Below are 22,731 nucleotides of genomic sequence, written 5' to 3' on the forward strand. Positions count from 1 at the left end.
GAGCCTTCGCCCGGGGTTGACAACGTGACTCGCGACTCAGACGTACAGGTTCGCGCGCTCGAGGTCCTCGGCGAAGTCCACCTCGACGGCGTAGAGGTCGGAGATGTCCAGCGGCTCGAGGAGCACGCCGTCCTCGGCGATCGCGAGCTCGAGGCCCCGCTCGAAGTAGTCCTGATCGTCGACGCGGGCAAGGTGGCGCATGAACGCCCTCTTGTCACGGCTCGAGATGTAGTTGATGCCGACCGCCTCGCCGATGCCGCCCTTGACGGTCTTCGACAGCTCATTGATGAAGCCCTCGGGCGTGACGGTGTACTTGACCTCTTCGTCGCTGACCTTCGACGTGTTGACGGTCACGAACGACTGGTCGCGCTCGATGAGCTCGATGGCGCGCCCGAGCACGCGCGGGTCGAAGACGACGTCGCCGTTCATCCAGAGCACGCCGCTCTTGCCGGTCTTCGCGAGGGCGCGAAGCAGGCTCTTGGACGTGTTCGTCTGGTCGTATCGGTCGTTGTAGACGTAATCCACGTCGGGGAACGCCTCGACGATCGTCTCGGCGCGGTAGCCGACGACGGTCGTGATCTCGGCGTCGTCGCCGAAGGCGGCACGGATGTTGTCGTGCTGCTGCTGCATGATGCTGCGGCCGTCGCTGAGCTCGGTGAGAGGCTTGGGCAGGCTGCGGCCCAGGCGCGAGCCCATGCCTGCGGCGAGGATGACGGTCTGAAGGGTCACGGTAGCTCCTGAAGTCTGAGATTCACTGTCGGTTCACCGACGAGACACCCCTTCGTGCCTCCCTCATGGTAGCCATGACGCCTGGGAACGGGCAGAATGGGCGACCGCCGTTGCCGATTCGTGACACAACGTCGATAATGTGGCTCGGCGTCGCGGACGTCCCCGTCCGGATGAGGCGCTTGATACCTTGGTTCGGTGACAGCCTCCCTCCCGGTGCCGAATGACATCGATCCGGAAGAGCCGGACCGTCACTCCAGCGCGCCCGTCGTCCGGCTTCCCGCTCCCCAGGACCCGCCCGCCGATGCCGCTCGCCCGGCGGCGAAGCCGCGGAAGGGGCAGTCGAAGGGCAAGCCCCGCCGCCCCAGTGCACCGAGGACGGCTCAACCGCCTGAGCGCGGGGACGCTGCCGTCGATCCCGGCCCGCCGCCGCCGTTGCCGAGCGACCTCGAGATCCTGGCGAGCTCCTCGGCAGATCTCGTCGTTCCGCCCCGACCCCCGCTTCCGCCGTCTGCTGCGGCGACGGGTGCCGTCCTCACCCCGCCCGAGCCGGAGGCGGTGGTCGCCGAGCCCCGGGCACGAACGATCACCGAGCCAGAGCCCGAGCCCGAGGCGGCGATCACCGAGCTCGAGCCCGAGCCCGAGGCTGCGATCGCCGAGCCAGGGGCGGCGATCATCGAACCCGACGCGGCGACGAGCAGCGAACTTGTCGCCGAATCCGATCCCATCCGCGCGACGGAGCGCGACGTCGAGGCTGAAGCGCAGACCGCCTCCGAGCTCGTCCCGGCGTCCGAGCCTGGGACAGCGGCCGAGCCTGCCCGGGAAGCCGAACCGGGTCCGCAACCCGAGCTCGCAGACGAGCCCGTCGTGGAGGCAGTGCCCGTCCGGGAGCCCGAATCCGTGTGGGAAGCCGAGCCCGTCCGGGATGTCGAGACGATCCCGAGCCTCGAGCCCGACTCGCGCCATGAGCGAGAGCCGGATCCCGCGTCGCTTCCGGTTCTTCCGGCACCCCTCCCCGCGGCATCCGGCGACGTGCTCGTGCTGCGCGGCGTCACAAAGCGATTCGGCAGCACGCACGCGGTCGAGGGCATCGACCTGACGGTGCCGGCCGGAACCTTTTACGGACTGGTCGGGCCGAACGGCGCGGGCAAGACGACGACGCTCTCCATGATCGCCGGTCTGCTGAACCCCGATCGCGGCACCATTCGCATCGGCGGCGTTGACGCTTCGGCCAAGCCGCTCGCCGCGAAGAAGCTGCTGGGCGTGCTTCCCGATCGACTGCGGACGTTCGACCGTCTCACCGGACGACAGCTGCTCTACTACTACGGGGTGCTTCGCGGACTGCCGCCGGCGGTGGTCGAGAGCCGCACCCGCGACCTCGGCCGGGCGTTCGACCTCGAGAGCGCGCTCGGCCGGAGCGTGTCGGATTACTCGGCCGGAATGCTCAAGAAGGTGATGCTCGCCGGCGCGCTGATCCATTCGCCCCGTCTGCTGGTGCTCGACGAGCCGTTCGAGGCCGTCGACCCGGTCTCGAGCGCGATCATCCTCGACATCCTCTCGACCTACGTCGCGCACGGCGGCACGGTGATCCTCTCCAGCCACGGCATGGAGCTCGTGGAGCGGGTGTGCACCCGGGTCGCCGTCCTCGTAGCCGGGCAGGTGCTCGCCGAGGGCACCGTCGACGAGGTGCGCGGTGAGCTGACCCTCGAGCAGCGGTTCGTCGAGCTCGCGGGCGGCCTCAGCGACGTGGAGGGCCTGGAGTGGCTGCACACGTTCTCCGACTGAGGCTCGCAGTCCTCTTCGGCACGCTGCGCGGTCGGCCCGCGCACGTCGTGCGCGTCTCCGCCGCACTCCTGGTGCTGGTCGCCGCGACCGCTGCCGCGTGCTGGGCACTGCTCACGCTGCGCGACGCCGACACCGACGTGGTCCTCGCCGTGACGGTGCTCGGCGGATCGGCGGTCACGCTCGGTTTCGCGCTGGCCCCGCTCATCGGCGCCGCGGAGGATCCGCTCGATCCGCGCCGATTCGCCGTGCTGGGGCTCTCCCGCGGAAGACTGGCGACCGTTCTCGCGGTGGCGGGCCTCATCAGCGTCCCGATACTGACGCTCCTCGCCGTCGCGGTGTGCGCCGCGATCGTGTGGTCCGACCGTGGCGTGCCCCCGATCGCGACCATCGGGGGAGTGGTCCTCGCTGTGCTCACCTGCAGCCTTCTCGCGCGGCTGTGCATGGCCCTGGCGACGCTCTTCCTGCGGGATCGGCGGTCGCGCGAGCTGTCGGGGGTGTTCCTTCTTGCCGTCCTCGTCGTGGTGGTGCCGGTGGGCGTGTTCCTCGCGTCGCTCGAGTGGCGTGGCGAGGTTCCGCCGCAGCTGCTGGAAGCCGTCTCCGCGCTCGCGCTGACGCCGATCGGCGCTTCCTGGGCGCTTCCGGGCATGATCGCCGAAGGCGACGACGACGCCGTCCTCACCGGCCTCGTGGCCGTCGGCACGGTCGTGCTGCTGGGGATCCTCTGGGCGTGGGCGGTCCGGAGGCTTCTGACGACGACCGAGCGTCCGTCGTCGGGCCGCGAGCGCAGCGGGCTGGGATGGTTCGCCGTCGCGCCTGGAACGCCCGGAGGGGCCATCTCGGCCCGCAGCCTGGTGTACTGGTTCGGCGATCGGCGGTACGTGGTCAACGCGCTCGTGATCCCGGTTGCCGCTGCCATCACGACGGTGCCGCTCCTGGTCGCGGGAGTGCCCTCCGAATTGGTCGCACTGGTGCCGGTGGTCTTCGTCGCGCTCTTCCTCGGCTGGCTCCCGCACAACGACCTCGCGTACGACTCCACGGCGGTGTGGATGCACATCGCGAGCGGCGTTCGCGGTGTGTCCGACCGGATCGGCCGCCTCGTCCCCGTCCTCCTCGCGGGCATCCCGGTGCTCGCCGTCGCCATCCCGATCACGATCACGCTCCACGGACGGTGGGCCATGCTGCCCGCGGTCGTGGGCGTGTGCGCATCGCTCTTCTTCTGCGGCCTCGGGCTGTCGAGCATCTCGTCCGTCGTCGCTCCCTATGCCGTCTCGCGCCCCGGTGAGAGCCCCTTCCAGCAGCCGCAGCGCACGAGCTCCGGAGGCGCGATCGCCCAGGCGCTGGTCATGTTCGGCGTGCTGGTGCTGACGGCGCCGGTGCTGTGGTTCGGCTGGCTCGCCCTGGACGGAGACACGGATGCCGCGGACACGGCGCTGTGGACAGGCGTCGCCATCGGGCTCGGTGTGCTGGTGGTCGGCGTGACGATCGGATCGCTCGTGTTCGAGCGTCGCGGCGGCCGTCTGATGGAGTTCGCCGAAGCGACCTGACCCGTTCGCCGAACACGCCGCCGCGGTCCGGGCCGGGCTCGTCGCGACTACACTGGCACACCATGAGTACTCCCCTCGAAGGTCCGGATCAGGGCGGCCTCGCGACCCTCGACCGCGAGCTCGAAGAGCTCATCCGCGAAGAGAGCGTCGAGCCGGGTGACCACGAGCGCTTCTCGCACTACGTCAAGAAGGACAAGATCCTCGAGTCGGCCATCACCGGCAAGCCGGTGCGGGCGCTGTGCGGCAAGAAGTGGACTCCCGGGCGCGACCCCGAGAAGTTCCCGGTCTGCCCCACCTGCAAGGAGATCTACGAGACCCTCGGCGGCTGACGGTCAGTCCGCGTCGACGTAGACCGTCGGAAGCGCCGGGTCGGACCGGCTGAGCGCCAGAGCGCGCACCGGCAGCTCCTCGCGCACTCGGGCATGGTGCCTGCGAGCAGCCTCGACCCCCGGGGCGCCCTCGTAGCCGGCGTCAGGGGTCCCGTCCGTCACGAGCGGCACCTGGAGGGCGCGGGCGTCGGGATGCGAGGCCGAGGTCTCGAGCTCCTCGAAGCCGTCCGACACCGCGATCAGCTCACTGGTCGCCGTGCCGCCGTCGAGCGTCCGGAAGGCGGCCTTGCGACCGCCCCGCGACCCCTTGTCGGTCGACGCCTTCGCGACCGCGACCCAGCCGCCGGCGGAATCCTGGCGCGCGACCAGCTTGTAGACCATGCCGGCCGTCGGGCTGCCCGAGCCGGTGACCACCGAGGTGCCCACGCCGTAGGCGTCGACGGGGGATGCCGCGAGCGCCGCGATCGCGAACTCGTCGAGGTCGCTGGTCACCGTGATGCGGGTCTGCGTCGCTCCGAGCTCGTCGAGCTGCGCGCGAACATCCGCGGCCACGGTCGGCAGGTCGCCCGAATCGATGCGTACGCCGCCCAGTCCGGTGCCCGCCACCCGTACCGCCGTGGCGACGCCCTCACTGATGTCGTAGGTGTCGACGAGGAGCGTCGTGCCGACGCCGAGCGCATCGACCTGAGCCCGGAACGCGGCCTCCTCGCTGTCGTGCAGCAGGGTCCAGGAATGGGCGGCCGTCCCCATCGTCGGAATCCCCCAGCGGCGCCCCGCTTCGAGGTTCGAGGTCGCGCCGAAGCCCGCGATGTACGCCGCCCGCGCGGCGGCGACGGCTGAGGACTCCGCGGCTCTGCGCGAGCCCATCTCGGCGAGCGGCCGATCGCCTGCCGCCACGCTCATGCGGGCCGCCGCGGTCGCGATCGCGGAGTCGTGGTTGAGCACGCTCAGCGCCAGCGTCTCGAGCACGACGGCCTCGGCGAAAGTGCCCTCGACGGTGAGGATCGGGGAGCCCGGGAAGTACAGCTCGCCCTCGCGGTAGCCGGTGATCGAGCCGGTGAAGCGGTAGCCCTCGAGGTAGTCGAGGGTCGCTGCGGCGACCACCTTCTCATCCCGCAGGAACCGCAGCTCGTCATCACCGAAGCGGAAATCGCGGATCAGCTCGAGCAGGCGCCCTGTCCCCGCTACGACCCCGAACCGGCGAGCGCCGGGCAGGCGGCGGGCGAACAGCTCGAACACGCACCGACGGTCGGCGGAGCCGTCACGCAGCGAGGCGTCGAGCATCGTGAGCTCGTAACGGTCCGTCAGCAGGGCGGTCGAGGGATTCATGCGGGTCAGCCTACTGACCGCCTGGCGTAGGCTGGGGCATCGTGACTCTTCGACAGGCTCAGAGCGGCGCCGACGCGCCGATCGGAATCTTCGACTCCGGCGTCGGCGGGCTGACCGTCGCCCGGGCCGTCTCGGCGCAGCTTCCGCGCGAGTCGGTCCTCTACATCGGCGACACCGCGCGGTCGCCGTACGGCCCCAAGCCCATCGCCGACGTGCGGCGCTACTCGCTCGAGATCCTCGACGCCCTCGTCGAGCAGGGCGTGAAGATGCTGGTCATCGCGTGCAACACGGCATCGGCCGCGATGCTGCGCGATGCGCGCGAGCGCTACGACGTCCCCGTGGTCGAGGTCATCGGCCCCGCGGTGCGGACCGCGATGTCGACCACCCGCAACGGCAGGATCGGTGTCATCGGCACCGCCGGCACGATCAGCTCCGGCGCCTATCAGGACATGCTCGAGGTGAACGAGCGACTGACCGTCTTCGCCCAGGCGTGCCCGCGGTTCGTCGAGTTCGTCGAGGCGGGCGTCACGGATTCTCCTGAGGTCCTCGCGGTGGCCGAGGAATACCTCGCGCCCCTGCGCCACGCCGGCGTCGACACCCTCGTGCTCGGCTGCACGCACTACCCGTTCCTCGAGGGAGCCATCAGCTACGTCATGGGGCCCGAGGTGAGCCTCGTCTCCAGCGACACCGAGACCGCCAAGGACGTCTACCGTCAGCTCGTCTCCCGCGGCCTGCTCGCTGGCCAGGATGCCGAGCCCAGGCACGTCTACGAGGCGACGGGTGCCTCCGCCGACGAGTTCCTCGACCTCGCTCATCGCCTCATGGGTCGTGAGGTGACCGCCGTGCGCCTCGTGCAGACCGGCGCGATCGAGCTTCCCTCCACCCGCAGTTCCGCCAGCCGCCTCGGCTAGGCATCCCTTCCCTGAGGAGTCCCATGACCGACATCGTCCGCGCCGACGGCCGCACCGTCGACCAGCTTCGTCCCATCGTCATCGAGCGCGGCTGGTCGAGTCAGGCCGAGGGCTCGGCGCTGATCTCGTTCGGCAACACCAAGGTGCTGTGCACCGCATCGTTCACCAACGGGGTCCCGCGCTGGCTGTCGGGCAAGGGCAAGGGGTGGATCACCGCCGAGTACGCGATGCTGCCGCGAGCGACCAACGACCGCAACGACCGCGAGAGCGTCAAGGGCAGGATCGGCGGGCGCACCCACGAGATCTCGCGACTCATCGGACGGGCGCTCCGGGCGGTCGTCGACACGAAGGCGCTCGGAGAGAACACCATCGTGATCGACTGCGATGTGCTGCAGGCCGACGGCGGCACCCGCACCGCCGCGATCACCGGGGCCTACGTCGCACTCGCGGACGCCATCGAGTGGGGCCGGACCAAGAAGTTCATCGGCCAGCGATCGCAGGTGCTCGTGGACTCCGTTGCGGCGGTGTCGGTCGGCATCATCGACGGCGAGCCGATGCTCGATCTCGCCTACGTCGAGGACGTGCGGGCCGAGACCGACATGAACGTCGTCGTCACCGGGCGCGGACTCTTCGTCGAGGTGCAGGGCACGGCCGAGGGTGCGCCGTTCGACAAGCGTGAGCTCGACGCGCTGCTCGATCTCGGCGTCGCCGGATGCGCCGACCTGCGTGAGCACCAGCTGGCCGTGCTTCGGCCGGCTGACGAGGCCTGACATGGCTCATCCGGACGAGATGTCCGAGGCCGTGAAAGAGGCGCTGTCGGAGACCGACACCCTTCGCAGGATCGTGCTGGCGACCCACAACGCGCACAAGGTGGAGGAGTTCCAGGCCATCGTGGCCGCGACTCGGCCCGACCTGTACGTCGTCGCGTACGACGGACCCGAGCCGGTCGAGGACGGCGTGACCTTCGCCGAGAACGCCCTGATCAAAGCGCGCGCCGCCGCCGCGTACACCGGGCTTCCGGCGCTGGCGGACGACTCCGGCATCTGCGTCGACGTCCTCGGCGGCGCGCCGGGAGTCTTCTCGGCCTACTGGGCCGGGCACGCGAAAGACCCGGAGGCCAACCTCGCGCTGCTGCTCGATCAGCTGTCCGACATCAGGGATCCGCACCGCACGGCGCAATTCGTCTCCACGATCGCTCTCGTGGTGCCTGCCGATGCCTCGAGCGAGTGCGTGGTCGAGGGAGTGTGGCCGGGCCGGCTCGCCACCGCTCCCGCGGGGCACGGCGGCTTCGGCTACGACCCGATCTTCATCCCCGACGGTCAGCCCGCTGACGCCGACCGCACGGTCGGCGAGTGGTCCGCGGCGGAGAAGAACGGCGCGTCGCACCGGTCCCGCGCCTTCGCGGCGCTCGCACCGCTCCTCGAGGATCTCTGACGCCTCGACGCGGGCGGATCACCGGCGTGGTGAGAAGGACACTCATTCCCGAGATGCCGCGCGCGCCGCGGGATCGCACGCCGGGCGCCTAGCCTGGAGCCATGCACGACCACGCGCCGAGCGGCATCCGCGGGGCGGGCAATCGCCGCCTGCTCGCGATCTCGCTCGCGATCACGACGGTCGTCATGGTCGTTCAGATCGTCGGCGCGGCGCTGTCGGGCTCGCTCGCGCTGCTCGCGGACGCCGCCCACATGTTCACGGATGCCGCAGCCCTGGTGATCGCGCTGGTCGCGAGCATCGTCGCCGCCCGGCCCGCCAACGACCGGCGGACCTTCGGATATCAGCGGGCAGAGGTGTTCGGCGCGCTGGTCAACGGCGTCATCCTCCTCGCCCTGACGGCGTGGGTCGCGGTGGAAGGCGTGTCTCGCCTGCTCGCGCCGGCCGATGTGGAGGTCGAGGGCGGTCTCATGCTCGTCGTCGCCATTGTCGGCCTGCTCGCCAACGCGGTCGCGATGTGGCTTCTCAGCGGGGCCCAGCGACACAGCCTGAACGTACGGGGCGCCTACCTCGAGGTGCTGGGCGACCTTCTCGGCTCGGCCGCCGTGATCGTCGCGGCGATCGTGATCCTCGTCACGGGGTGGGCACCGGCGGACGCCATCGCCTCTCTGCTGATCGCCGCCATGATCGTCCCTCGGGCGATCGGGCTGCTGAAGGAAGTCGTGTCGGTGCTGGCCGAGTCGGCGCCGCAGGGCACGCACGTGCGCGACATCCGCGACCACATCCTGGCGACCCCGGGAGTCGTCGACGTCCACGACGTGCATGTCTGGCAGCTCACCCGCGGAGCGCCGGTGTTCTCGGCCCACGTCGTGGTCGACGATCGGGTGATGCGCAACGGCCAGGCCTCCGGCATCCTGAGTCAGCTGCAGACCTGCCTGTCGCAGCACTTCGATGTCGAGCACTCGACGTTCCAGCTCGAGCCGGCCGGTCACGTGGAGCACGAAGCGCACGCCTGACCGGAATGCGCTCCGTCCGGCTACTCGGCCGGCGGTGCGTCCTCGCGGCGCACCTCCTGCGGGCTCTTGTCGGGGCGCAGACCGCGCCAGCGCGGATGGCGAAGGATCCCGCCGGGTGTGAACTCGCCGTACTCGACCTCGCCCACCAGCTCGGGGCGCACCCACAGCGCATCCCGCGCGTCGAGCGGCGGCACGCCCGCGAGGGGGTTCTCGTCGGTGCGGAGCGGCGTGAGCTTCTTGAGCAGTGCGGCCAACGCGGAGTCGCTGAAGCCAGAGCCCACCCGGCCCGCATAGTGCAGTCCGTCCAGCCCGGGAATGCCGAGCAGGAGCGAACCGAAGGTGCTGCTGCGCCCGCCCTTGCCAGGACGGATGCCGGCGATCACGACCTCCTGGGTGTGGGTGATCTTCACCTTGAGCCACGACTCCGAGCGAGCTCCGCGAAGATACCGCGATGCCGGATCCTTCACCACGATCCCTTCCAGGCGCAGCTGACGGCTGGCCTCCAGCGCCGCGTCGACGTCGTCGAAGACCGGAGGCACGGCGATCGGATCGATCGCGCCGGCCGCGATCGCCTCCAGCACGTCGCGGCGCTCGCGCAGCGGAAGCGGGGTGAGGTCGTCGCCGTCGTGCCGGAGGACGTCGAAGAGGTAGTAGCGCACCGGGGTGCGACGCGCTTCGCGGGTGATGTCGCCCGCGCGCTCGAGGTTCATGCGGGTCTGCAGCAGCGGAAAGCTCGGCCGCCCGTCGGGCTCGAGCGCCACCAGCTCACCGTCGACCACCGCCGCCTCGTCGCCGAGCCCGGCGTCGACGGCCGTGAGTTCGGGGTAGCGGTGGGTCAGCTCGTTGCCGCTGCGCGCGTACAGGCGGAGGCGCGATCCGTCCCAGACGCCGATCGCGCGGATGCCGTCCCATTTCGCCTCGACCCACGCCGGGTCTCCCCACCGCTGGGCCGCCTGTTGCGCGAGTGCGGGGCTGGCCGACGTCGACAGCATCGGCCGCAGATCGTCGGCGGCGACAGTCGCCGGCGGCGGGGGAGAGGGACGGCGGGCGGATGCCGTGGGTCGCGGCTCGTCGGCCTGAGGACTGGGTTCGACGGGAGTGCCGTCCGGCTGGAGCCGGCCCTCGGCATCCGTCTTCATCCGGTGCAGCAGCCAGGACGACTTCTCACCCTCGCCCTCGGTGCGGATGAGCGCCAGGCGAACACGGCCGAGGGGGCCGCCGGGACGACCCTCGAGGGTCGCGATGACCTCGTCGTCGCGCCACTTCTCGAGGTCGTAGCGGCCGTCGTCCCAGATCGTGACCGAGCCGCCGCCGTACTCGCCGGCCGGGATCGTGCCCTCGAAGGTCGCGTACTCCATCGGGTGGTCCTCGGTCATGATCGCGAGGTTGTTGCGCTTGTAGGAGTGCGGGACGCCGCGCGGCACGGCCCAGCTGACGAGCACGCCGTCGCGCTCGAGACGGAAATCCCAGTGCAGCGCCGTGGCGTGGTGCTCCTGGATCACGAAACGCGGCTTCTCATCGGTCGGTGTCGCCCCGAGCGGATTGGTGGGAACCGGCTCGGGCGTGCGGTCGGCGCTGCGCTTGGAGATGTAGGCCGACAGCGGACCCGCCTCCGCCTCTCGGCCACCGGCGTGGAAACCGAGCGGCGCCATCGGGTCGCCGATCGCCTCGATCCGCTCGAGGACCTCGGTGAACTCGAGGTGGCGCAGGTCGGGATCTTCGAGCTCGTCCCAGTGGCGCGGCGCGGCGACCGTCGGGTGCGAGCGGCCCCGCAGCGAGTACGGGGCGATCGTCGTCTTGGACCCGTTGTTCTGACTCCAGTCGATGAGCACCTTGCCGCGCCGCTCGGACTTCTTCATGCTGCTGACGACGAGGTCGGGCTGGTCGGCCTCGATCGCGCGCGCCAGCTCGTTCGCGAGCGCGGACGCCTGCTCGGTCGACTGCCCCGGTGGAAGCGCGGTGTAGAGGTGGATGCCCTTGCTGCCGCTGGTGACGGGAAAAGGCTCGAGGCCCATCCCCTCGAGGATCGCCCGCGCCCAGCCGGCGACCACGGCGCACTCGGCGAGCCCGACCCCGGGCCCAGGATCCAGGTCGAGCACCAGCCGGTCTGCGTCGCCGCGGCCGCCGTCCGGCGCGAAGCGCCACTGCGGCACGTGCAGCTCGAGGCTGGCCACCTGCGCGAGGTAGACGAGGGTGGGCACGTCGCCGGCGAGCGGATAGTCCTTGGTGCCCGAGGAGTGGGGGATCGGCATCCGCCTCACCCACGACGGTGCGCCGCGTTCGAGGTCCTTGGCGAAGAAGACCATGCCGGGGTCGTCCTCGGTCCCGACGCCGTCGGGCCAGCGCTTCCGGGTGACGGGGCGCCCGATCACGTGAGGAATCATGACCTCGGCGACGCGCGTGTAGTAGTCGATCACCTCGCCCTTGGTGGTGCCCGTCTCGGGATAGAGCACCTTGTCGAGGTTCGTGATGCGCAGGCGCCTGCCGCCGATGCTCACCAGTTGCTCTCCGCCGGGCATGCGTTCAGGCTAGCCGGGAGTGGTGCCGCCGCTGGCCTTGGGCGCTCAAACACGGTGTACTGGTGTGATGAGGGCGATCTGGAAAGGTGCGCTGACGTTCGGGCTCGTGAACGTGCCGGTCAAGGTGTATTCCGCGACCGAGGACCACGACGTCTCGCTGCACCAGGTGCACAACAAGGACGGCGGACGCATCCGCTACCAGCGGGTCTGCGAAATAGACGGCGAGGTCGTGCCCTACTCCGACATCGACAAGGCGTACGACGACGGCGACAAGACGGTCGTGCTCACCAAGGACGACCTCGCCTCGCTGCCCTCTGAGAAGAGCCGTGAGATCGACGTCGTGGAGTTCGTGCCGAGCGAGCAGGTCGACCTGCTGACGCTCGACCGCGCGTACTACCTCGAGCCCGACTCCGCGTCGCCCAAGGCGTACGTGCTGCTGCGCAAGACCCTGGAGCAGACCGACCGCACGGCGATCGTGCGGTTCTCGCTGCGGCAGAAGACGCGCCTGGCCGCATTGCGGGTCCGCGGCGACGTCCTGGTGCTGCAGACCCTTCTGTGGGCCGATGAGGTGCGCGAGGCGGCGTTCCCCGCGCTGGATGAATCGGTGCGCATCTCGGCGAAGGAGCTCGAGCTGTCGGCATCCCTCGTCGAGAGCTTCGCGAGCGACTTCGACCCGGAGGAGTTCACCGACGAGTACCAGGCCGAGCTGCGGACGCTCATCGAGGCCAAGCTCGAGAAGGGCGACGCCGTCGACACGGCCGAGACCTTCGGCGACCACGACGAGGAAGAGACCGGCGGTGAGGTCATCGACCTCATGGCGGCCCTGCGGGCGAGCGTCGAGAAGTCGCGCGCGGCGCGCGGCGGATCGGACTCGAAGGATTCCGGAAAGAAGGATGCCGGCGCCGCGAGGTCGGACGCCAAGGCTTCCGGTTCCGGAGCCAAGAAGCCGGCGGCAAAGAAGACGGCGGAGAAGAAGCCCGCCGCGAAGAAGAAGGCCTCCTGACGCGGTCTCAGGCTCGCGGCGTCTCGCCGGTCTCGGGGCCACGCTCGAAGACCTCGGGGTCGAGCACGAGCGCCTCGGCCTCGGCCTCGTCGGTGACGACGTCCTCGCCCGCAGCAGCGGCCTTCTTGGCCTTGCTGCGCTCGCGGAGGTAATGCCACAGCGTGATGAGGGCGGTGCCGCCGACGGCGATCAGCAGGATGACGTCGATGTACTCGGTGACCAGGTCGCGCACGAACGGGATGAATCCGATCGCGTAGCCGAACATCGTGAGGCCGAAACCCCACAGCACGGCGCCGATGAGGTTGTACAGCGTGTACTTGCCCTTGTGCATGTGGCCGACGCCCGCCGCGACCGGCGCGAAGGTGCGGACGATCGGCACGAAGCGGGCGAGGATGATCGTCAGGCCGCCGAAGCGCTCGAAGAAGGCATTGGTGCGCTCGACGTTCTTGACGCTGAACAGGCCGCTCTCCTTGCGCTCGAAGACGGCGGGGCCGGCCTTGTGGCCGATGAGATACCCGACCTCCCCTCCTACGAACGCGGCGAGACCGATCAGGAGCGCCACCCACCACACGCTGATTCCGAAGACTCCGTTGGGCGCCGCGTCGGTCGAGTGCGAGAGCAGGCCGGCGATGACCAGGAGCGTGTCACCGGGCAGCAGGAAGCCGACGAGCAGTCCGGTCTCGGCGAAGACGATGAAGCACACGACGACGAGCGCCCAGGGACCTGCCCATGCGATGATCGCGGCCGGGTCGAGCCAGGGGATCAGGGCGGTAGGGACTGCGTGCACGGTGGGATTCCCGTCGGTCGAGGTGTCGGCGGTCGGCGAAGTCTGCGAACGTCCGCGTGCGGAAGGTGGGACTTGAACCCACACGCCCGGAGGCACAGGAACCTAAATCCTGCGTGTCTGCCAATTCCACCACTCCCGCGAGTGGGTTCAGTCTACTGAGGTGACCCGGGCGGGACGGTGGGGATGGCCCCCGGATGTGGCGCTTGACGCGGCTCGCGGACTAGCGCTTGATGCCGAAGAGGAAGTAGCTCGCGGGCCCGATCCAGTTCACGAGGATCGCCGGGATCCACGCCGCCTTCGGACCGCGCACTTCGCGGGCGTCGCGGCTTGCCAGGTCCCAGAAGGCCAGGAAGGCGAAGGCCACCTGCACGAGCCCCGCAATGCCGAGGCCCGCCCGCGCACCGGGAGAGATCCGCGTCTTGATCTGATCCATCGTCTTTTCGTCCATCGTCATGCTCCTTTCGCTCCCCACGTCCATCCTGCCGCCGACGGCCCGGGATCGCACCTGCGGAGAGGATTCTTCGTCGGCGGGCAAACCGGCCTCGACATGGAGGACGTCGCAGCCGACCGTCGCCGATCGGTCGACCACCCGACGAGCTTCAGGACAGTAGCCCGCCGAACAGGAGGGACACCATCATCGCGACGATCACGGAGTTGAAGGTGAAGGCGAAAAGGACATTGACGCGCACAAGAGTCCATGCACGCCGTGACTCGATCGTCGCCGACACCGTCGCGGCCATGGTGGAAAGCAGGATCGCGAGGGTCAGGAAGTCGGTGAAGCGAGGCTCGTCCTGGATGCTCAACGTGATGTGCCGCTCCTCGTCGCTGCCAAGCGCCAGACGGAGGTATTCGAGGGCAAAGGAGTAGACCAGCAGCGCCCAGGAGGCGGCCACCGTGAGCAGGCCGAGCACGACGAAAATCAGGTCTTCGCGGAACGCCGGGTCCTGTGCGATGACGATGGTGAGTCCGACAGCGACGAATGCGCCCGTCAGCGCCCAGCTCTGTGCGCCCCCGTAGCCGAAGAGGCGGATCCACCAGCGACGGAGCGATCGCGCCTCTCGTCGGGCGGCCGCATCCAGCCGTCGCGGCCCTTGACTCACGTAGACGATGTGCGTCCACACGAGATAGATGGTCACGAACATCGGCCATACGACGAGGTAGAACGCCGCGAGCACTGTGGCGAGATTCTGGTAAGGGAAGTCGGGACGAAGGTAGAGGATCCCGACGACGACCGCGACGCCGACGATCCCGGCGACTGCCGAGCTCCAGTTCGCCCTCGACAGATCGCTCACATATCGGATCGCCATGCCCCTCATGCTGGCACAGCGCCATCCGTCGACTTCACCGGCTTCACGCGCTGATCCGGTCGAAGGTCTCGCACCGGACTTCATGCTTCGCGCGATGGCACCTGTGGATAACTTGCGGATGCCGCGGCGCCGACTTGCGAGGATGCTTCGGTGACCCTCGCGCCGCCGCCCGTCTCGACCCTTGTGGCCGAGCGCGTCCGCGATCGGCTGCGAGCCGAGCGCGCCGACCCGGCGCGCGACCCGGACTTCGCCGCGCAGATCGCGCGCGCCGAAGTGCGGCGTCACAACGACTTCGCCCTCGCTCGGGGCCTTGCCACGGTCGACGACGAGTCGGCGTGCGTGCGCGAGGTGCTGGCCGTCGTGGCGGGGTTCGGCCCACTGCAGACGTACCTCGACGATCCGACCGTCGAAGAACTGTGGATCAACGCCCCCGATCGCGTCTTCGTGGCTCGAGGCGGTGTCCCGGAGCGCGCACCGCTCGTGCTGACCGACACCGCCGTGCGCGACCTGGTCGAGCGGATGCTGCAGTCCAGTGGGCGCCGCGTCGACCTCAGCCAGCCGTTCGTCGACGCGTCGCTGCCGGACGGCTCGCGGCTGCACGTCGTCATCCCCGACATCACGCGGCGCCACTGGGCGGTGAACATCAGGAAGTTCCTTCCGGCGTATCGGGATCTGCACCGGCTCGTCGAAGCAGGCTCCCTGGACCCGCACGCAGCCCAGATTCTTCGAGAGGCAATGGCGCAGGGCCAGTCGGTGCTCGTGTCGGGTGCCACGCACGCGGGCAAGACCACACTGCTGGGTGCTCTGATCGCCGCCTGCCCGCCTCAGCACCGCATCGTCACCGTCGAGGAGACGTTCGAACTCGCCGTCGCGGCCCCCGACATCGTCTCGCTTCAGGGACGACAGCCGAGTCTCGAGGGCACCGGCGAAGTGAGTCTCCGACGCCTCGTGAAAGAGGCGCTGCGAATGCGACCCGACCGTCTCGTCGTGGGCGAGGTCCGCGACGCGGAGGCGCTCGATCTCCTTCTCGCGCTCAACACCGGCGTGCCTGGCGCCGCAACGATCCACGCCAACTCGGCGCGCGGGGCGCTGCGCAAGCTCGCGGCGCTGCCGCTGCTGGCCGGACGCAACATCGACTCCGCCTTCGTGCTCCCGGCGGTCGCGGCATCGGTCGATCTGGTGGCGCACTGCGAGCGCGACGCGTCCGGCGCACGCCGGGTGGTCGAGATCGTCACCCCGACGGGAGTCGAGGACGGCGTGATCACCGCGCGCTCGCTGTACCGGGCGGGTGGGGCATGACGTTCGTCTGGGGAGCGGTGCTCGCCGCGGGCGTCCTGCTGGTGATCTCGCCATGGCTCTGGCCGGCAGGGCAGCGGCGCGCCGTCGCAGGACGACCCGGCCGGCTCGCCCGTCTTCTCGAGGACTCCGGGCTGCCGCGGGTGTCGCCGACCTCGATCCTGGTGGTCGCCGGGTGCACGGCAGCCGTCGCCGCCGCGACGGCCTGGCTCGTCACGCAGGTGGCAGCGCTCAGCCTCGTGGCGGCGGCCGCCGGTGCGATCGCTCCGTTCGCGTGGCTGCGGGCGCGCCGCTCCCGCCTGCTGCGCAGCCGGCGCGCGCTGTGGCCCGACGTGTGCGACCTGCTGATCGCCTCGGTGCGCGCCGGCATGTCGCTCCCGGATGCGGTCGCAAGCCTTTCGGACTCCGCGCCCGTCGAACTGCGTCCCGCATTCGCCGCCTTCGCACGTGATGTCTCCGCCTCGGGCCACTTCGACTCCAGCGCGCAGCGGCTGAAGGCGTATCTCGCCGACCCCGTCGCCGATCGGATCGTCGAGACGCTCCGGATGGCGCGCCAGGTCGGAGGAACGGAGCTGACCGCTGTGCTGCGGGCTCTGGCGACCTCCGTGCGCGCCGATGCCTCGCTGCGCTCCGAGGTCGAGTCGCGTCAGTCGTGGATCCGCGGCGCGGCCGTGCTCGGCGTCTCCGCACCGTGGGTGATCCTGGCGCTTCTCGCGTTTCGTCCCGAGGGCGCGCGTGCGTATGGCAGTCCTGAGGGGATCGTCCTCATTCTCGGGGGAGCGGCCGTGTCGTTCATGGCGTTCCGCGTCATGATCCGCCTGGGCAGGCTGCCCGAGCCGCGGCGGTGGTTCGGATGATGACGCTCACGACCGGAGACCTCGCCTACGCCGTCGTGCTGGGTACGGCGCTCGGAGTCGGGGTCTGCCTGCTGGTCTCGCTCGCGCCGCGATGGGGTGCGCCGAGCCTCGCGCGCCGGATCGCGCCGTACATCCGGGACGTGACCGACCCGCGCGGTCTGGACGTGTCGCCATCTGGAAGCGGCTACGACCCCTCCCTCGCCTGGGCCGCCGTGCAGGCGCGCTTCGCACGTGCGATCGGCGGAGACGAGGCCGTCCGACGGCGCCTGCAGCAGGCGGGGTGGACGATGGATGCCCCGCGCTTCCGCGGTCGACAGCTCGGCTGGGCGGTGGCCGGGCTCGCTCTCGGCGGCGCCGTGGTCGTGGCCCTGGTGCTCCTGGGTCGCGGCTCACCGGCTCTCGGTCTGCTCCCTCCGCTGGCAGCGATCGGCGGCGCGCTCGCGTGCGATGCCTGGCTCACACAGGCAGCCCGGGCGCGCGTCGCGCGGATCGAGGAAGAGCTGCCGACGGTGCTCGAGTTCCTCGCGCTGTGCCTGTCGGCGGGAGAAGGGATCCTCGATTCGCTGCGGCGGGTGAGCGAGGTGGGCGCCGGAGAGCTCACGGCCGAGCTGCGCGGCGTCGTGGTCGCCGTCGGGACCGGCTCGACGCTGTCGGACTCGCTCGGCCGGCTTGCGGGACGGCTCGACATCGCCTCAGTGAGCCGTTCGGTCGACCAGCTGGTCGCTGCGATCGATCGCGGGGCCCCGCTCGCGCAGGTACTGCACGCGCAGGCGCTCGATGCCCGCGAAGACGCCAAGCGCGGGCTCATCGAGCGAGCCGGGCGCAAAGAGATCTACATGCTGATCCCTCGCAGTATTGGGTAAACACACTTCTTCAGCCGGCAGTGCAGTCCACACTCGCAGGTTGAACGACGACGCAGTCGTGCCTGGCTGGCTCGTAGTACTCCACGCCTTCCGGCAGGACCGGGCCTGGCTCGCCGAAGAATGCGCGGTAGTCGTTCGCGCACCCCTCAGTGCCGTAGCACTCGAAGCCGTCCGGGTAGATGAGCCACCTGCTGTTCTCGCGGGCCCACTCCGGCAACTCGGTCAGGTAGGTCGGGGTCGGTGTAGCGCTCACTGTTGGCTTTGGTGTCGGATCAGCCGTCTGCGGTGCGGTCGCAACGGTGCACCCGGCGACCGCGGTCGCGGCGAGGACGAGCGCGGCGAGGGCGGTGGCGAGCTTGGCTGTGCTGGACATGATGACATGTTTGCAGAACGGCACATTGTGCACCTCACAAGGGTGAAGTCGACATGCCCGGACCGTTGGTCTTCCTGATCCTGCCGCTGAGCGTGCTGTTCGCGGTGTTTCCGGGGATCTTCATGCTTCGGCTGGGCATCGGATGACCGCACGGTCCGAAAGAGAGAGATGAAGATGACGCTGATCCATGATGCAGTCGACAGAGTGCGCACCGTGTTGCAGGACCTCGACGAGGACGAGCGCGGTGACGTCCCCGGATGGGTGCTGATCACGCTGATGACCGCGGGTCTCGTCGTTCTGATCTGGGCTGTCGCGGGGCCTGCCCTGGCAGGTCTCTTCGAGCAGGCCATCGAGCGCGTCTCCGGCCTCTGAACCGTGGGTGACACTCGTGTTCGGCGCGCGAAGGGCCTGCGTGCCCGGCTCGCTGCTGCGCACGAGGGAGAAGACGGGTCGAGTCCCGTCGAGTTCGTCCTCGTCGGCACACTCCTGACGGTGCTGACCCTGGCCGTGCTGCAGCTCGGGCTCGCCGTCTATGTGCGCAACGTCGTGCATGATGCGGCGGTGGAAGGCGCGTATCACGCGGCTCTGGCCGACACGTCGCTCGACGAGGGCGCACGCCGGACCCGCGACATCGTCACGCGCACCGTCGGCGCACAGTACTCCGCGGACGTCTCGGTACGAGAGACGACGGCGCTCGGCCACCCGTCCGTCGAAGTGCGCGTATCGGCGGCGCTCCCGCTCATCGGATTGCTCGGATCCCCGAGGACGATGGAGGTGACGGCGCATGCGCCCGTCGAGTCGCTCGACTGACACGGGGTGCGAGGAGAAGTCCGCGGATGACGAGCGCGGGTCGGCTGCCCTGGAGTTCATCCTCGTCGGACTGCTCATGCTCGTGCCGCTGGTCTACCTGGTCGTCGCCCTGGGCGCGATCCAGCATCAGACGCTCGGCGCTGAAGCGGGCGCGCGGCATGTCGCCCGCGCCATCTCCACGGCGGGGAACTCGGCTGAGGCGAGCGAGCGAGCCGACCGAGTCCTCGCCTCGGTCATCGACCAGTACGGACTGGACGGCGTCGACATCGACATCGACTGCCGGCCCGCGGGCTCCGCATGCCCGGCGCCCGGCGCGACGCTCATGGTGACCGTCCGTGCGGCGGTCGCACTGCCACTCGTCCCGCCCGTGCTCGGCCTCGAGCGGATGGCCTCGATCCCCATCGAGGCCACCGCCGCGCACAAGGTGTCCCGCTTCTGGGGAACCTCATGATGCGGGCGCGAGGCGACAGGGCGCCGGCCTTCGGGTCCGACGACGACGGCAGTGTCATGGTCCTGACGCTCGGCTACGCCGTACTCGCGATCGTGGCGATCCTCATCTGTGTGGCGGCGACGAGCCTGTACCTCGCGCAGAAGCGTCTGGACGCCCTGGCGGATGCCGCGGCTCTCGCCGCCGCGGACGGCTTCGAGCTGACGGTGGTCGCCGGTGAACCGGTCGCCACGCTCAGCGATACCGACGTACGCGACCAGGCGCAGCTCATGATCGACGAGATCGGCGGGGACGCGATGCTCGTGGCCGCGGACACGCCGGACGGCGTGTCGGCGCGTGTCACCGTTGCGGGGGCATGGCATCCACCCGTGGTGACGCTGTTCGTGCCGGACGGCGTCGCGCTCGCGGCGACGGCGACCAGTCGGACTGCGCTGCGCTGATGGGCAGGAGCCGACGGGCTACCAGCCGTGGATGTTGAACCACTCACGGCGTCGGGCGCGCTCGGCATCCGTTTCCGCCGGGTCTGTCGTGTCGTGCTCGACGAGCCGATGCTCTTCATCGAGCGCGATGAACCGCAGACAGCGCTCGCACAGCGCCCGACCGTCCGGATACCCGTCGGGCAGAGGCTCGGCGGGGACGCCGGCCGTATCCGAGCCGAGGCAGCGCGGTGCGTCAGAGCCGGCATCGGACCACATGATCGTTCGATGACGATGAAGCCCTGGGTGGCCGAGGGGACGCGTACAGCGACGGCCGGCATTGCGACTGCGGCAGAACTGGACCACCCCGGGGGCGGCTGCGGCGGTCGAGTCCTCCATGCCGACGACGGTACCGCGCAGGCAGGGGCCGTCACGCACCTCTGCGCCGCGGCTGGGACTCGAGCGCGGCGGATCAGCGTGCTGGCGGCACGAACCGCGGCACCCACCGCACGAAGGCGAGGGCTCCCACGAGGCCGACCACACCCATGATCCCCGTCGCGACGGCGAGCGAGGCCAGAGCGGTGATCCCCGACACGAGCAGCGGGGCGACCGCGCCGCCGGCATCCGTCAGCGTGCGCCACGAGCCGAGGAAGGCAGCGGGGTCGGCCCGGGGAGCGACATCTGCGCCGAGGGTGAGCAGGATGCCGCTCGAGAGCCCGTTGCCCACGCCGAGCACGGCAGCGAACATGGCGAACCACATCGCCGCCTGGTCTCCGTCGTGCGTGAACGACAGGGCGATGAATCCGACACCCATGAGGAGCATCGCGGGCAGCGCCGCCCACAGGCGCCCGAACCGGTCCATCACCTGGCCGCTCGCGTAGAAGAGGGCGAAGTCGATCGCCCCCGAGATGCCGACGACGAGGGCGATGGTCTGCCCGTCGAGGCCGATCGAGACGCCCCACAGCGGCAGGACGACCTGCCGGGCCGAGCGGACGGCCGAGAGGGATGCCGCGGCGAGGCCGAGCCGCGACAGCACGCGGCGGTGGCGCCACATCGTGCGGAACACCCCGGCGCCCGCTCCGCCACGGTCATTCGCGGCCAGCGGGATCGAGCCTGTGACGGGCTCGCCGGTGTCTTCGGTGTAGTTCACGGGCGATTCGCGCGTCGAGGGCGGCCCGACGAACTGACGCTCGGGGTCGGGGCCCAAGAGCACCAGAAGGACGGTCGCCACGAGGCATCCGCCGAAGAACCAGATCGTGGCGTGCTCGTCGCCGAACAGGCTCAGAAGTCCGGCGGCGACGAAGGGTCCGATGAACATGCCGAGGCGAAAGGTGCCGCCCAGGAGCGACAGCGCTCGAGCGCGGAAGGCCAGCGGCACGCGTGTCGTCATGAAGGAGTGGCGGGCGAGCCCGAATGCCGCCGCACAGAATCCGATGAGGAACACCGCGACGGCGAACAGGCCCAGTGACGGTGCGAGCGCCATTCCCACGACACCGGCGAGTGCGACGACGCCGGCGATGACCATCGTGAGGCGCTCGCCGATGCGGGCGACGGCCCAGCCGGCGGGGATGTTTCCGCAGAGCTGACCGACCACCAGCGCCGAGGCCACCAGGGCGGCGACGGCGACATCCGCGCCGAGGTCGGCCGCGATCACGGGGATGACCGGAAGGACGGCGCCCTCGCCGAGGGCGAAGAGCACGGTCGGGCCGTAGACCATGGGCCCGAACCGCCACAGCACGTCACGCGCTGTGGGGGAGTCGGGGCGGTCCGTCACGTTCAACCACGTTAGTCTGGACTGTCATGCTCGACTTCGATCCTTCCGCCGACATCCAGGCGCTGCGCTCCACGTTCTCCGACATCAAGTCCGTGGTCGACGTCGACGCACTCACCGCCGAGATCGCCCGTCTGAGCGAAGAGGCCGGCGCTCCCGATCTCTGGGATGACGTCGACAAGGCCCAGAAGGTCACCAGTGCCCTGAGCCACCGTCAGTCCGAGCTGAAGCGCATCACCGACGTCGAGCGTCGCCTCGACGACCTGGACGTGCTGGTCGAGCTCGCGAACGAGATGGACGACGAGGATTCGGCCGAAGAGGCGCGCCACGAGATCGCCGAACTCGAAGACATCATCGGACAGCTCGAGGTGCAGACCCTCCTGGACGGCGAATACGACGAGCGGGCGGCGGTCGTCACGATCCGCTCGGGCGCCGGCGGAGACGACGCCACCGACTTCGCCGAGATGCTGCTGCGCATGTACCTGCGCTGGGCCGAGCGCCACAAGTACCCCGTGAAGGTCATGGACACCTCGTACGCCGAGGGAGCGGGCATCAAGTCGGCCACGTTCGAGATCGACACGCCCTACGCCTACGGCACCCTCTCTGTCGAGGCGGGCACGCATCGCCTCGCACGGATCAGCCCGTTCGGTTCGGCCGACAAGCGCCAGACCAGCTTCGCTGCCGTCGAGGTCATCCCGGTGATGGAGGAGGCCGTCGAGGTCGACATTCCCGAGGGCGACATCCGCGTCGACGTCTTCCGCTCGTCCGGCCCCGGCGGTCAGTCCGTCAACACGACGGATTCCGCCGTGCGCCTCACGCACATCCCGACCGGCATCGTCGTGTCGATGCAGAACGAGAAGTCGCAGATCCAGAACCGCGCCGCGGCCATGAGGGTGCTCCAGACCCGCCTCCTCCTGCTCAAAAAGGAGGAAGAGGCGGCGAAGAAGAAAGAGCTCGCCGGCGTCATCACCGCGAGCTGGGGCGACCAGATGCGCTCGTACTTCCTCTACGGCCAGCAGCTCGTGAAGGATCTGCGCACCGGATACGAGGTGGGCAACCCGGCGGTCGTGTTCGACGGCGATCTCGACGGCTTGATCGCAGCCGGAATCCGCTGGCGCAAGCGCAAGGACGACGACTGAGACGCGCGCCCTGAGCTTTGGCGAAGGGCGGGTGTCGCTGGGCACCGCGGCGGGGCGGCCGCATAGGCTCG

25 protein-coding genes and 1 tRNA gene are annotated in these 22,731 nt (G+C 69.9%); 16 read left to right on the plus strand and 10 right to left on the minus strand.

All coding sequences use genetic code 11. The features are described 5' to 3' along the window. Positions 1-36 precede the first annotated feature (36 nt). Positions 37-729 (minus strand): NTP transferase domain-containing protein, encoded by a 693-nt coding sequence (locus tag WYM_RS05500; RefSeq protein ID WP_019179831.1) that lies wholly within the window; start codon positions 727-729, stop codon positions 37-39. A 195-nt stretch (positions 730-924) separates the two neighbouring features. Between WYM_RS05500 and WYM_RS22460 the strand changes: the two genes are divergently transcribed. The 3 genes from WYM_RS22460 (at position 925) to WYM_RS05515 (ending at position 4,384) form a co-directional block, all read left to right on the plus strand. Then, entirely contained in the window at positions 925-2,511 is a 1,587-nt protein-coding gene (locus tag WYM_RS22460) for an ABC transporter ATP-binding protein (RefSeq protein ID WP_337479189.1), read from the plus strand. Beyond that, positions 2,487-4,055, plus strand: coding sequence for a hypothetical protein (locus WYM_RS05510; RefSeq protein ID WP_019179833.1), 1,569 nt, complete (start codon positions 2,487-2,489; stop codon positions 4,053-4,055). The genes WYM_RS22460 and WYM_RS05510 overlap by 25 nt, the downstream gene beginning before the upstream one ends. Positions 4,056-4,117: 62 nt before the next feature. Continuing rightward, the gene (locus WYM_RS05515; RefSeq protein ID WP_019179834.1) at positions 4,118-4,384 is read left to right on the plus strand and encodes a DUF3039 domain-containing protein; all 267 of its coding nucleotides are present in this window, start codon (positions 4,118-4,120) and stop codon (positions 4,382-4,384) included. A 3-nt stretch (positions 4,385-4,387) separates the two neighbouring features. Here WYM_RS05515 and WYM_RS05520 read toward each other — a convergent pair whose 3' ends face one another. Next, on the minus strand, positions 4,388-5,713 hold the full coding sequence (locus tag WYM_RS05520) for a nicotinate phosphoribosyltransferase (RefSeq protein ID WP_019179835.1): 1,326 nt from the start codon (positions 5,711-5,713) through the stop codon (positions 4,388-4,390). A gap of 41 nt (positions 5,714-5,754) precedes the next feature. Here WYM_RS05520 and murI point away from each other — a divergent pair, with 41 nt between their 5' ends. The 4 genes from murI to WYM_RS05540 all read left to right on the plus strand — a co-directional run bounded on the left by murI (position 5,755) and on the right by WYM_RS05540 (position 9,071). Beyond that, complete coding sequence (gene murI / locus WYM_RS05525; RefSeq protein ID WP_019179836.1) at positions 5,755-6,624, plus strand: glutamate racemase; 870 nt, start codon at positions 5,755-5,757, stop codon at positions 6,622-6,624. A 23-nt stretch (positions 6,625-6,647) separates the two neighbouring features. After that, complete coding sequence (rph, locus tag WYM_RS05530) at positions 6,648-7,394, plus strand: ribonuclease PH (protein ID WP_019179837.1); 747 nt, start codon at positions 6,648-6,650, stop codon at positions 7,392-7,394. A gap of 1 nt (position 7,395) precedes the next feature. After that, a complete protein-coding gene (rdgB, locus tag WYM_RS05535) occupies positions 7,396-8,058 on the plus strand; it encodes an RdgB/HAM1 family non-canonical purine NTP pyrophosphatase (RefSeq protein WP_019179838.1) in 663 nt (220 codons plus the stop codon). A 101-nt stretch (positions 8,059-8,159) separates the two neighbouring features. After that, on the plus strand, positions 8,160-9,071 hold the full coding sequence (locus WYM_RS05540) for a cation diffusion facilitator family transporter (RefSeq protein ID WP_019179839.1): 912 nt from the start codon (positions 8,160-8,162) through the stop codon (positions 9,069-9,071). A gap of 20 nt (positions 9,072-9,091) precedes the next feature. On the opposite strand, the gene WYM_RS05545 is transcribed toward WYM_RS05540, so the two are convergent. After that, positions 9,092-11,590 (minus strand): ATP-dependent DNA ligase, encoded by a 2,499-nt coding sequence (locus tag WYM_RS05545; protein ID WP_026059577.1) that lies wholly within the window; start codon positions 11,588-11,590, stop codon positions 9,092-9,094. A gap of 67 nt (positions 11,591-11,657) precedes the next feature. Here WYM_RS05545 and WYM_RS05550 point away from each other — a divergent pair, with 67 nt between their 5' ends. Next, positions 11,658-12,593: a Ku protein gene (locus WYM_RS05550; protein ID WP_019179841.1), complete on the plus strand. Its 936-nt coding sequence runs from the start codon at positions 11,658-11,660 to the stop codon at positions 12,591-12,593. A 7-nt stretch (positions 12,594-12,600) separates the two neighbouring features. Here WYM_RS05550 and WYM_RS05555 read toward each other — a convergent pair whose 3' ends face one another. The 4 genes from WYM_RS05555 to WYM_RS21385 all read right to left on the minus strand — a co-directional run bounded on the left by WYM_RS05555 (position 12,601) and on the right by WYM_RS21385 (position 14,687). Continuing rightward, positions 12,601-13,380, minus strand: a complete 780-nt coding sequence (locus WYM_RS05555) for a DedA family protein (RefSeq protein WP_026059579.1) — start codon at positions 13,378-13,380, stop codon at positions 12,601-12,603. Between the two features lie 57 nt (positions 13,381-13,437). Further along, positions 13,438-13,519: transfer RNA gene (locus tag WYM_RS05560), tRNA-Leu, on the minus strand. Between the two features lie 81 nt (positions 13,520-13,600). Next, a complete protein-coding gene (locus WYM_RS05565) occupies positions 13,601-13,828 on the minus strand; it encodes a PLDc N-terminal domain-containing protein (protein ID WP_019179842.1) in 228 nt (75 codons plus the stop codon). Between the two features lie 151 nt (positions 13,829-13,979). Then, positions 13,980-14,687 (minus strand): DUF1345 domain-containing protein, encoded by a 708-nt coding sequence (locus WYM_RS21385; protein WP_192813715.1) that lies wholly within the window; start codon positions 14,685-14,687, stop codon positions 13,980-13,982. A gap of 150 nt (positions 14,688-14,837) precedes the next feature. Here WYM_RS21385 and WYM_RS05575 point away from each other — a divergent pair, with 150 nt between their 5' ends. From WYM_RS05575 to WYM_RS05585, 3 genes are read left to right on the plus strand one after another with little or no spacing between them, the layout of a single operon-like run. Next, the gene (locus tag WYM_RS05575) at positions 14,838-15,986 is read left to right on the plus strand and encodes a CpaF family protein (protein ID WP_026059581.1); all 1,149 of its coding nucleotides are present in this window, start codon (positions 14,838-14,840) and stop codon (positions 15,984-15,986) included. Next, positions 15,983-16,840, plus strand: coding sequence for a type II secretion system F family protein (locus WYM_RS05580; protein ID WP_019179845.1), 858 nt, complete (start codon positions 15,983-15,985; stop codon positions 16,838-16,840). Before WYM_RS05575 ends, WYM_RS05580 begins: the two co-directional genes overlap by 4 nt. Next, positions 16,840-17,703, plus strand: coding sequence for a type II secretion system F family protein (locus WYM_RS05585; RefSeq protein ID WP_019179846.1), 864 nt, complete (start codon positions 16,840-16,842; stop codon positions 17,701-17,703). Before WYM_RS05580 ends, WYM_RS05585 begins: the two co-directional genes overlap by 1 nt. A gap of 10 nt (positions 17,704-17,713) precedes the next feature. Here WYM_RS05585 and WYM_RS05590 read toward each other — a convergent pair whose 3' ends face one another. Further along, a complete protein-coding gene (locus WYM_RS05590) occupies positions 17,714-18,076 on the minus strand; it encodes a hypothetical protein (RefSeq protein ID WP_157524910.1) in 363 nt (120 codons plus the stop codon). Between the two features lie 174 nt (positions 18,077-18,250). Here WYM_RS05590 and WYM_RS19350 point away from each other — a divergent pair, with 174 nt between their 5' ends. From WYM_RS19350 to WYM_RS05615, 4 genes are read left to right on the plus strand one after another with little or no spacing between them, the layout of a single operon-like run. After that, on the plus strand, positions 18,251-18,448 hold the full coding sequence (locus WYM_RS19350) for a hypothetical protein (protein WP_040569101.1): 198 nt from the start codon (positions 18,251-18,253) through the stop codon (positions 18,446-18,448). 3 nt (positions 18,449-18,451) lie between these two features. After that, positions 18,452-18,886, plus strand: a complete 435-nt coding sequence (locus tag WYM_RS05605) for a TadE/TadG family type IV pilus assembly protein (protein WP_019179850.1) — start codon at positions 18,452-18,454, stop codon at positions 18,884-18,886. Beyond that, the gene (locus WYM_RS05610; RefSeq protein WP_019179851.1) at positions 18,861-19,337 is read left to right on the plus strand and encodes a TadE/TadG family type IV pilus assembly protein; all 477 of its coding nucleotides are present in this window, start codon (positions 18,861-18,863) and stop codon (positions 19,335-19,337) included. The genes WYM_RS05605 and WYM_RS05610 overlap by 26 nt, the downstream gene beginning before the upstream one ends. Beyond that, on the plus strand, positions 19,334-19,774 hold the full coding sequence (locus WYM_RS05615; RefSeq protein ID WP_237739318.1) for a pilus assembly protein TadG-related protein: 441 nt from the start codon (positions 19,334-19,336) through the stop codon (positions 19,772-19,774). Before WYM_RS05610 ends, WYM_RS05615 begins: the two co-directional genes overlap by 4 nt. 18 nt (positions 19,775-19,792) lie before the next feature. Here WYM_RS05615 and WYM_RS05620 read toward each other — a convergent pair whose 3' ends face one another. Both WYM_RS05620 and WYM_RS05625 read right to left on the minus strand, forming a co-directional pair. Then, positions 19,793-20,029: a hypothetical protein gene (locus WYM_RS05620; protein ID WP_019179853.1), complete on the minus strand. Its 237-nt coding sequence runs from the start codon at positions 20,027-20,029 to the stop codon at positions 19,793-19,795. A gap of 193 nt (positions 20,030-20,222) precedes the next feature. Then, on the minus strand, positions 20,223-21,467 hold the full coding sequence (locus tag WYM_RS05625) for an MFS transporter (protein WP_192813718.1): 1,245 nt from the start codon (positions 21,465-21,467) through the stop codon (positions 20,223-20,225). An 83-nt stretch (positions 21,468-21,550) separates the two neighbouring features. Here WYM_RS05625 and prfB point away from each other — a divergent pair, with 83 nt between their 5' ends. Then, on the plus strand, positions 21,551-22,660 hold the full coding sequence (gene prfB / locus WYM_RS05630; protein WP_019179855.1) for a peptide chain release factor 2: 1,110 nt from the start codon (positions 21,551-21,553) through the stop codon (positions 22,658-22,660). Positions 22,661-22,731 lie beyond the last annotated feature (71 nt).

Origin of the sequence: Microbacterium yannicii PS01, assembly GCF_000304335.1 — a bacterium.
Taxonomy (GTDB): Bacteria; Actinomycetota; Actinomycetes; order Actinomycetales; family Microbacteriaceae; genus Microbacterium; species Microbacterium yannicii_A.

What these genes read in the sequence shown, in the direction of transcription:
- WYM_RS21385 (WP_192813715.1), bottom strand. Translation starts at nt 14,687, where the DNA reads ATGGCGATCCGATATGTGAGCGATCTGTCGAGGGCGAACTGGAGCTCG.
- rph (WP_019179837.1), top strand. Translation starts at nt 6,648, where the DNA reads ATGACCGACATCGTCCGCGCCGACGGCCGCACCGTCGACCAGCTTCGT.
- WYM_RS05545 (WP_026059577.1), bottom strand. Translation starts at nt 11,590, where the DNA reads ATGCCCGGCGGAGAGCAACTGGTGAGCATCGGCGGCAGGCGCCTGCGC.
- WYM_RS05620 (WP_019179853.1), bottom strand. Translation starts at nt 20,029, where the DNA reads ATGTGGTCCGATGCCGGCTCTGACGCACCGCGCTGCCTCGGCTCGGAT.
- WYM_RS05565 (WP_019179842.1), bottom strand. Translation starts at nt 13,828, where the DNA reads ATGGACGAAAAGACGATGGATCAGATCAAGACGCGGATCTCTCCCGGT.
- WYM_RS05590 (WP_157524910.1), bottom strand. Translation starts at nt 18,076, where the DNA reads ATGTCCAGCACAGCCAAGCTCGCCACCGCCCTCGCCGCGCTCGTCCTC.
- WYM_RS19350 (WP_040569101.1), top strand. Translation starts at nt 18,251, where the DNA reads ATGACGCTGATCCATGATGCAGTCGACAGAGTGCGCACCGTGTTGCAG.
- WYM_RS05550 (WP_019179841.1), top strand. Translation starts at nt 11,658, where the DNA reads ATGAGGGCGATCTGGAAAGGTGCGCTGACGTTCGGGCTCGTGAACGTG.
- WYM_RS05520 (WP_019179835.1), bottom strand. Translation starts at nt 5,713, where the DNA reads ATGAATCCCTCGACCGCCCTGCTGACGGACCGTTACGAGCTCACGATG.
- WYM_RS05580 (WP_019179845.1), top strand. Translation starts at nt 15,983, where the DNA reads ATGACGTTCGTCTGGGGAGCGGTGCTCGCCGCGGGCGTCCTGCTGGTG.
- WYM_RS05540 (WP_019179839.1), top strand. Translation starts at nt 8,160, where the DNA reads ATGCACGACCACGCGCCGAGCGGCATCCGCGGGGCGGGCAATCGCCGC.
- prfB (WP_019179855.1), top strand. Translation starts at nt 21,551, where the DNA reads ATGCTCGACTTCGATCCTTCCGCCGACATCCAGGCGCTGCGCTCCACG.
- WYM_RS05610 (WP_019179851.1), top strand. Translation starts at nt 18,861, where the DNA reads ATGCGCCCGTCGAGTCGCTCGACTGACACGGGGTGCGAGGAGAAGTCC.
- rdgB (WP_019179838.1), top strand. Translation starts at nt 7,396, where the DNA reads ATGGCTCATCCGGACGAGATGTCCGAGGCCGTGAAAGAGGCGCTGTCG.
- WYM_RS05615 (WP_237739318.1), top strand. Translation starts at nt 19,334, where the DNA reads ATGATGCGGGCGCGAGGCGACAGGGCGCCGGCCTTCGGGTCCGACGAC.
- WYM_RS05625 (WP_192813718.1), bottom strand. Translation starts at nt 21,467, where the DNA reads ATGGTCTACGGCCCGACCGTGCTCTTCGCCCTCGGCGAGGGCGCCGTC.
- WYM_RS05515 (WP_019179834.1), top strand. Translation starts at nt 4,118, where the DNA reads ATGAGTACTCCCCTCGAAGGTCCGGATCAGGGCGGCCTCGCGACCCTC.
- WYM_RS05585 (WP_019179846.1), top strand. Translation starts at nt 16,840, where the DNA reads ATGACGCTCACGACCGGAGACCTCGCCTACGCCGTCGTGCTGGGTACG.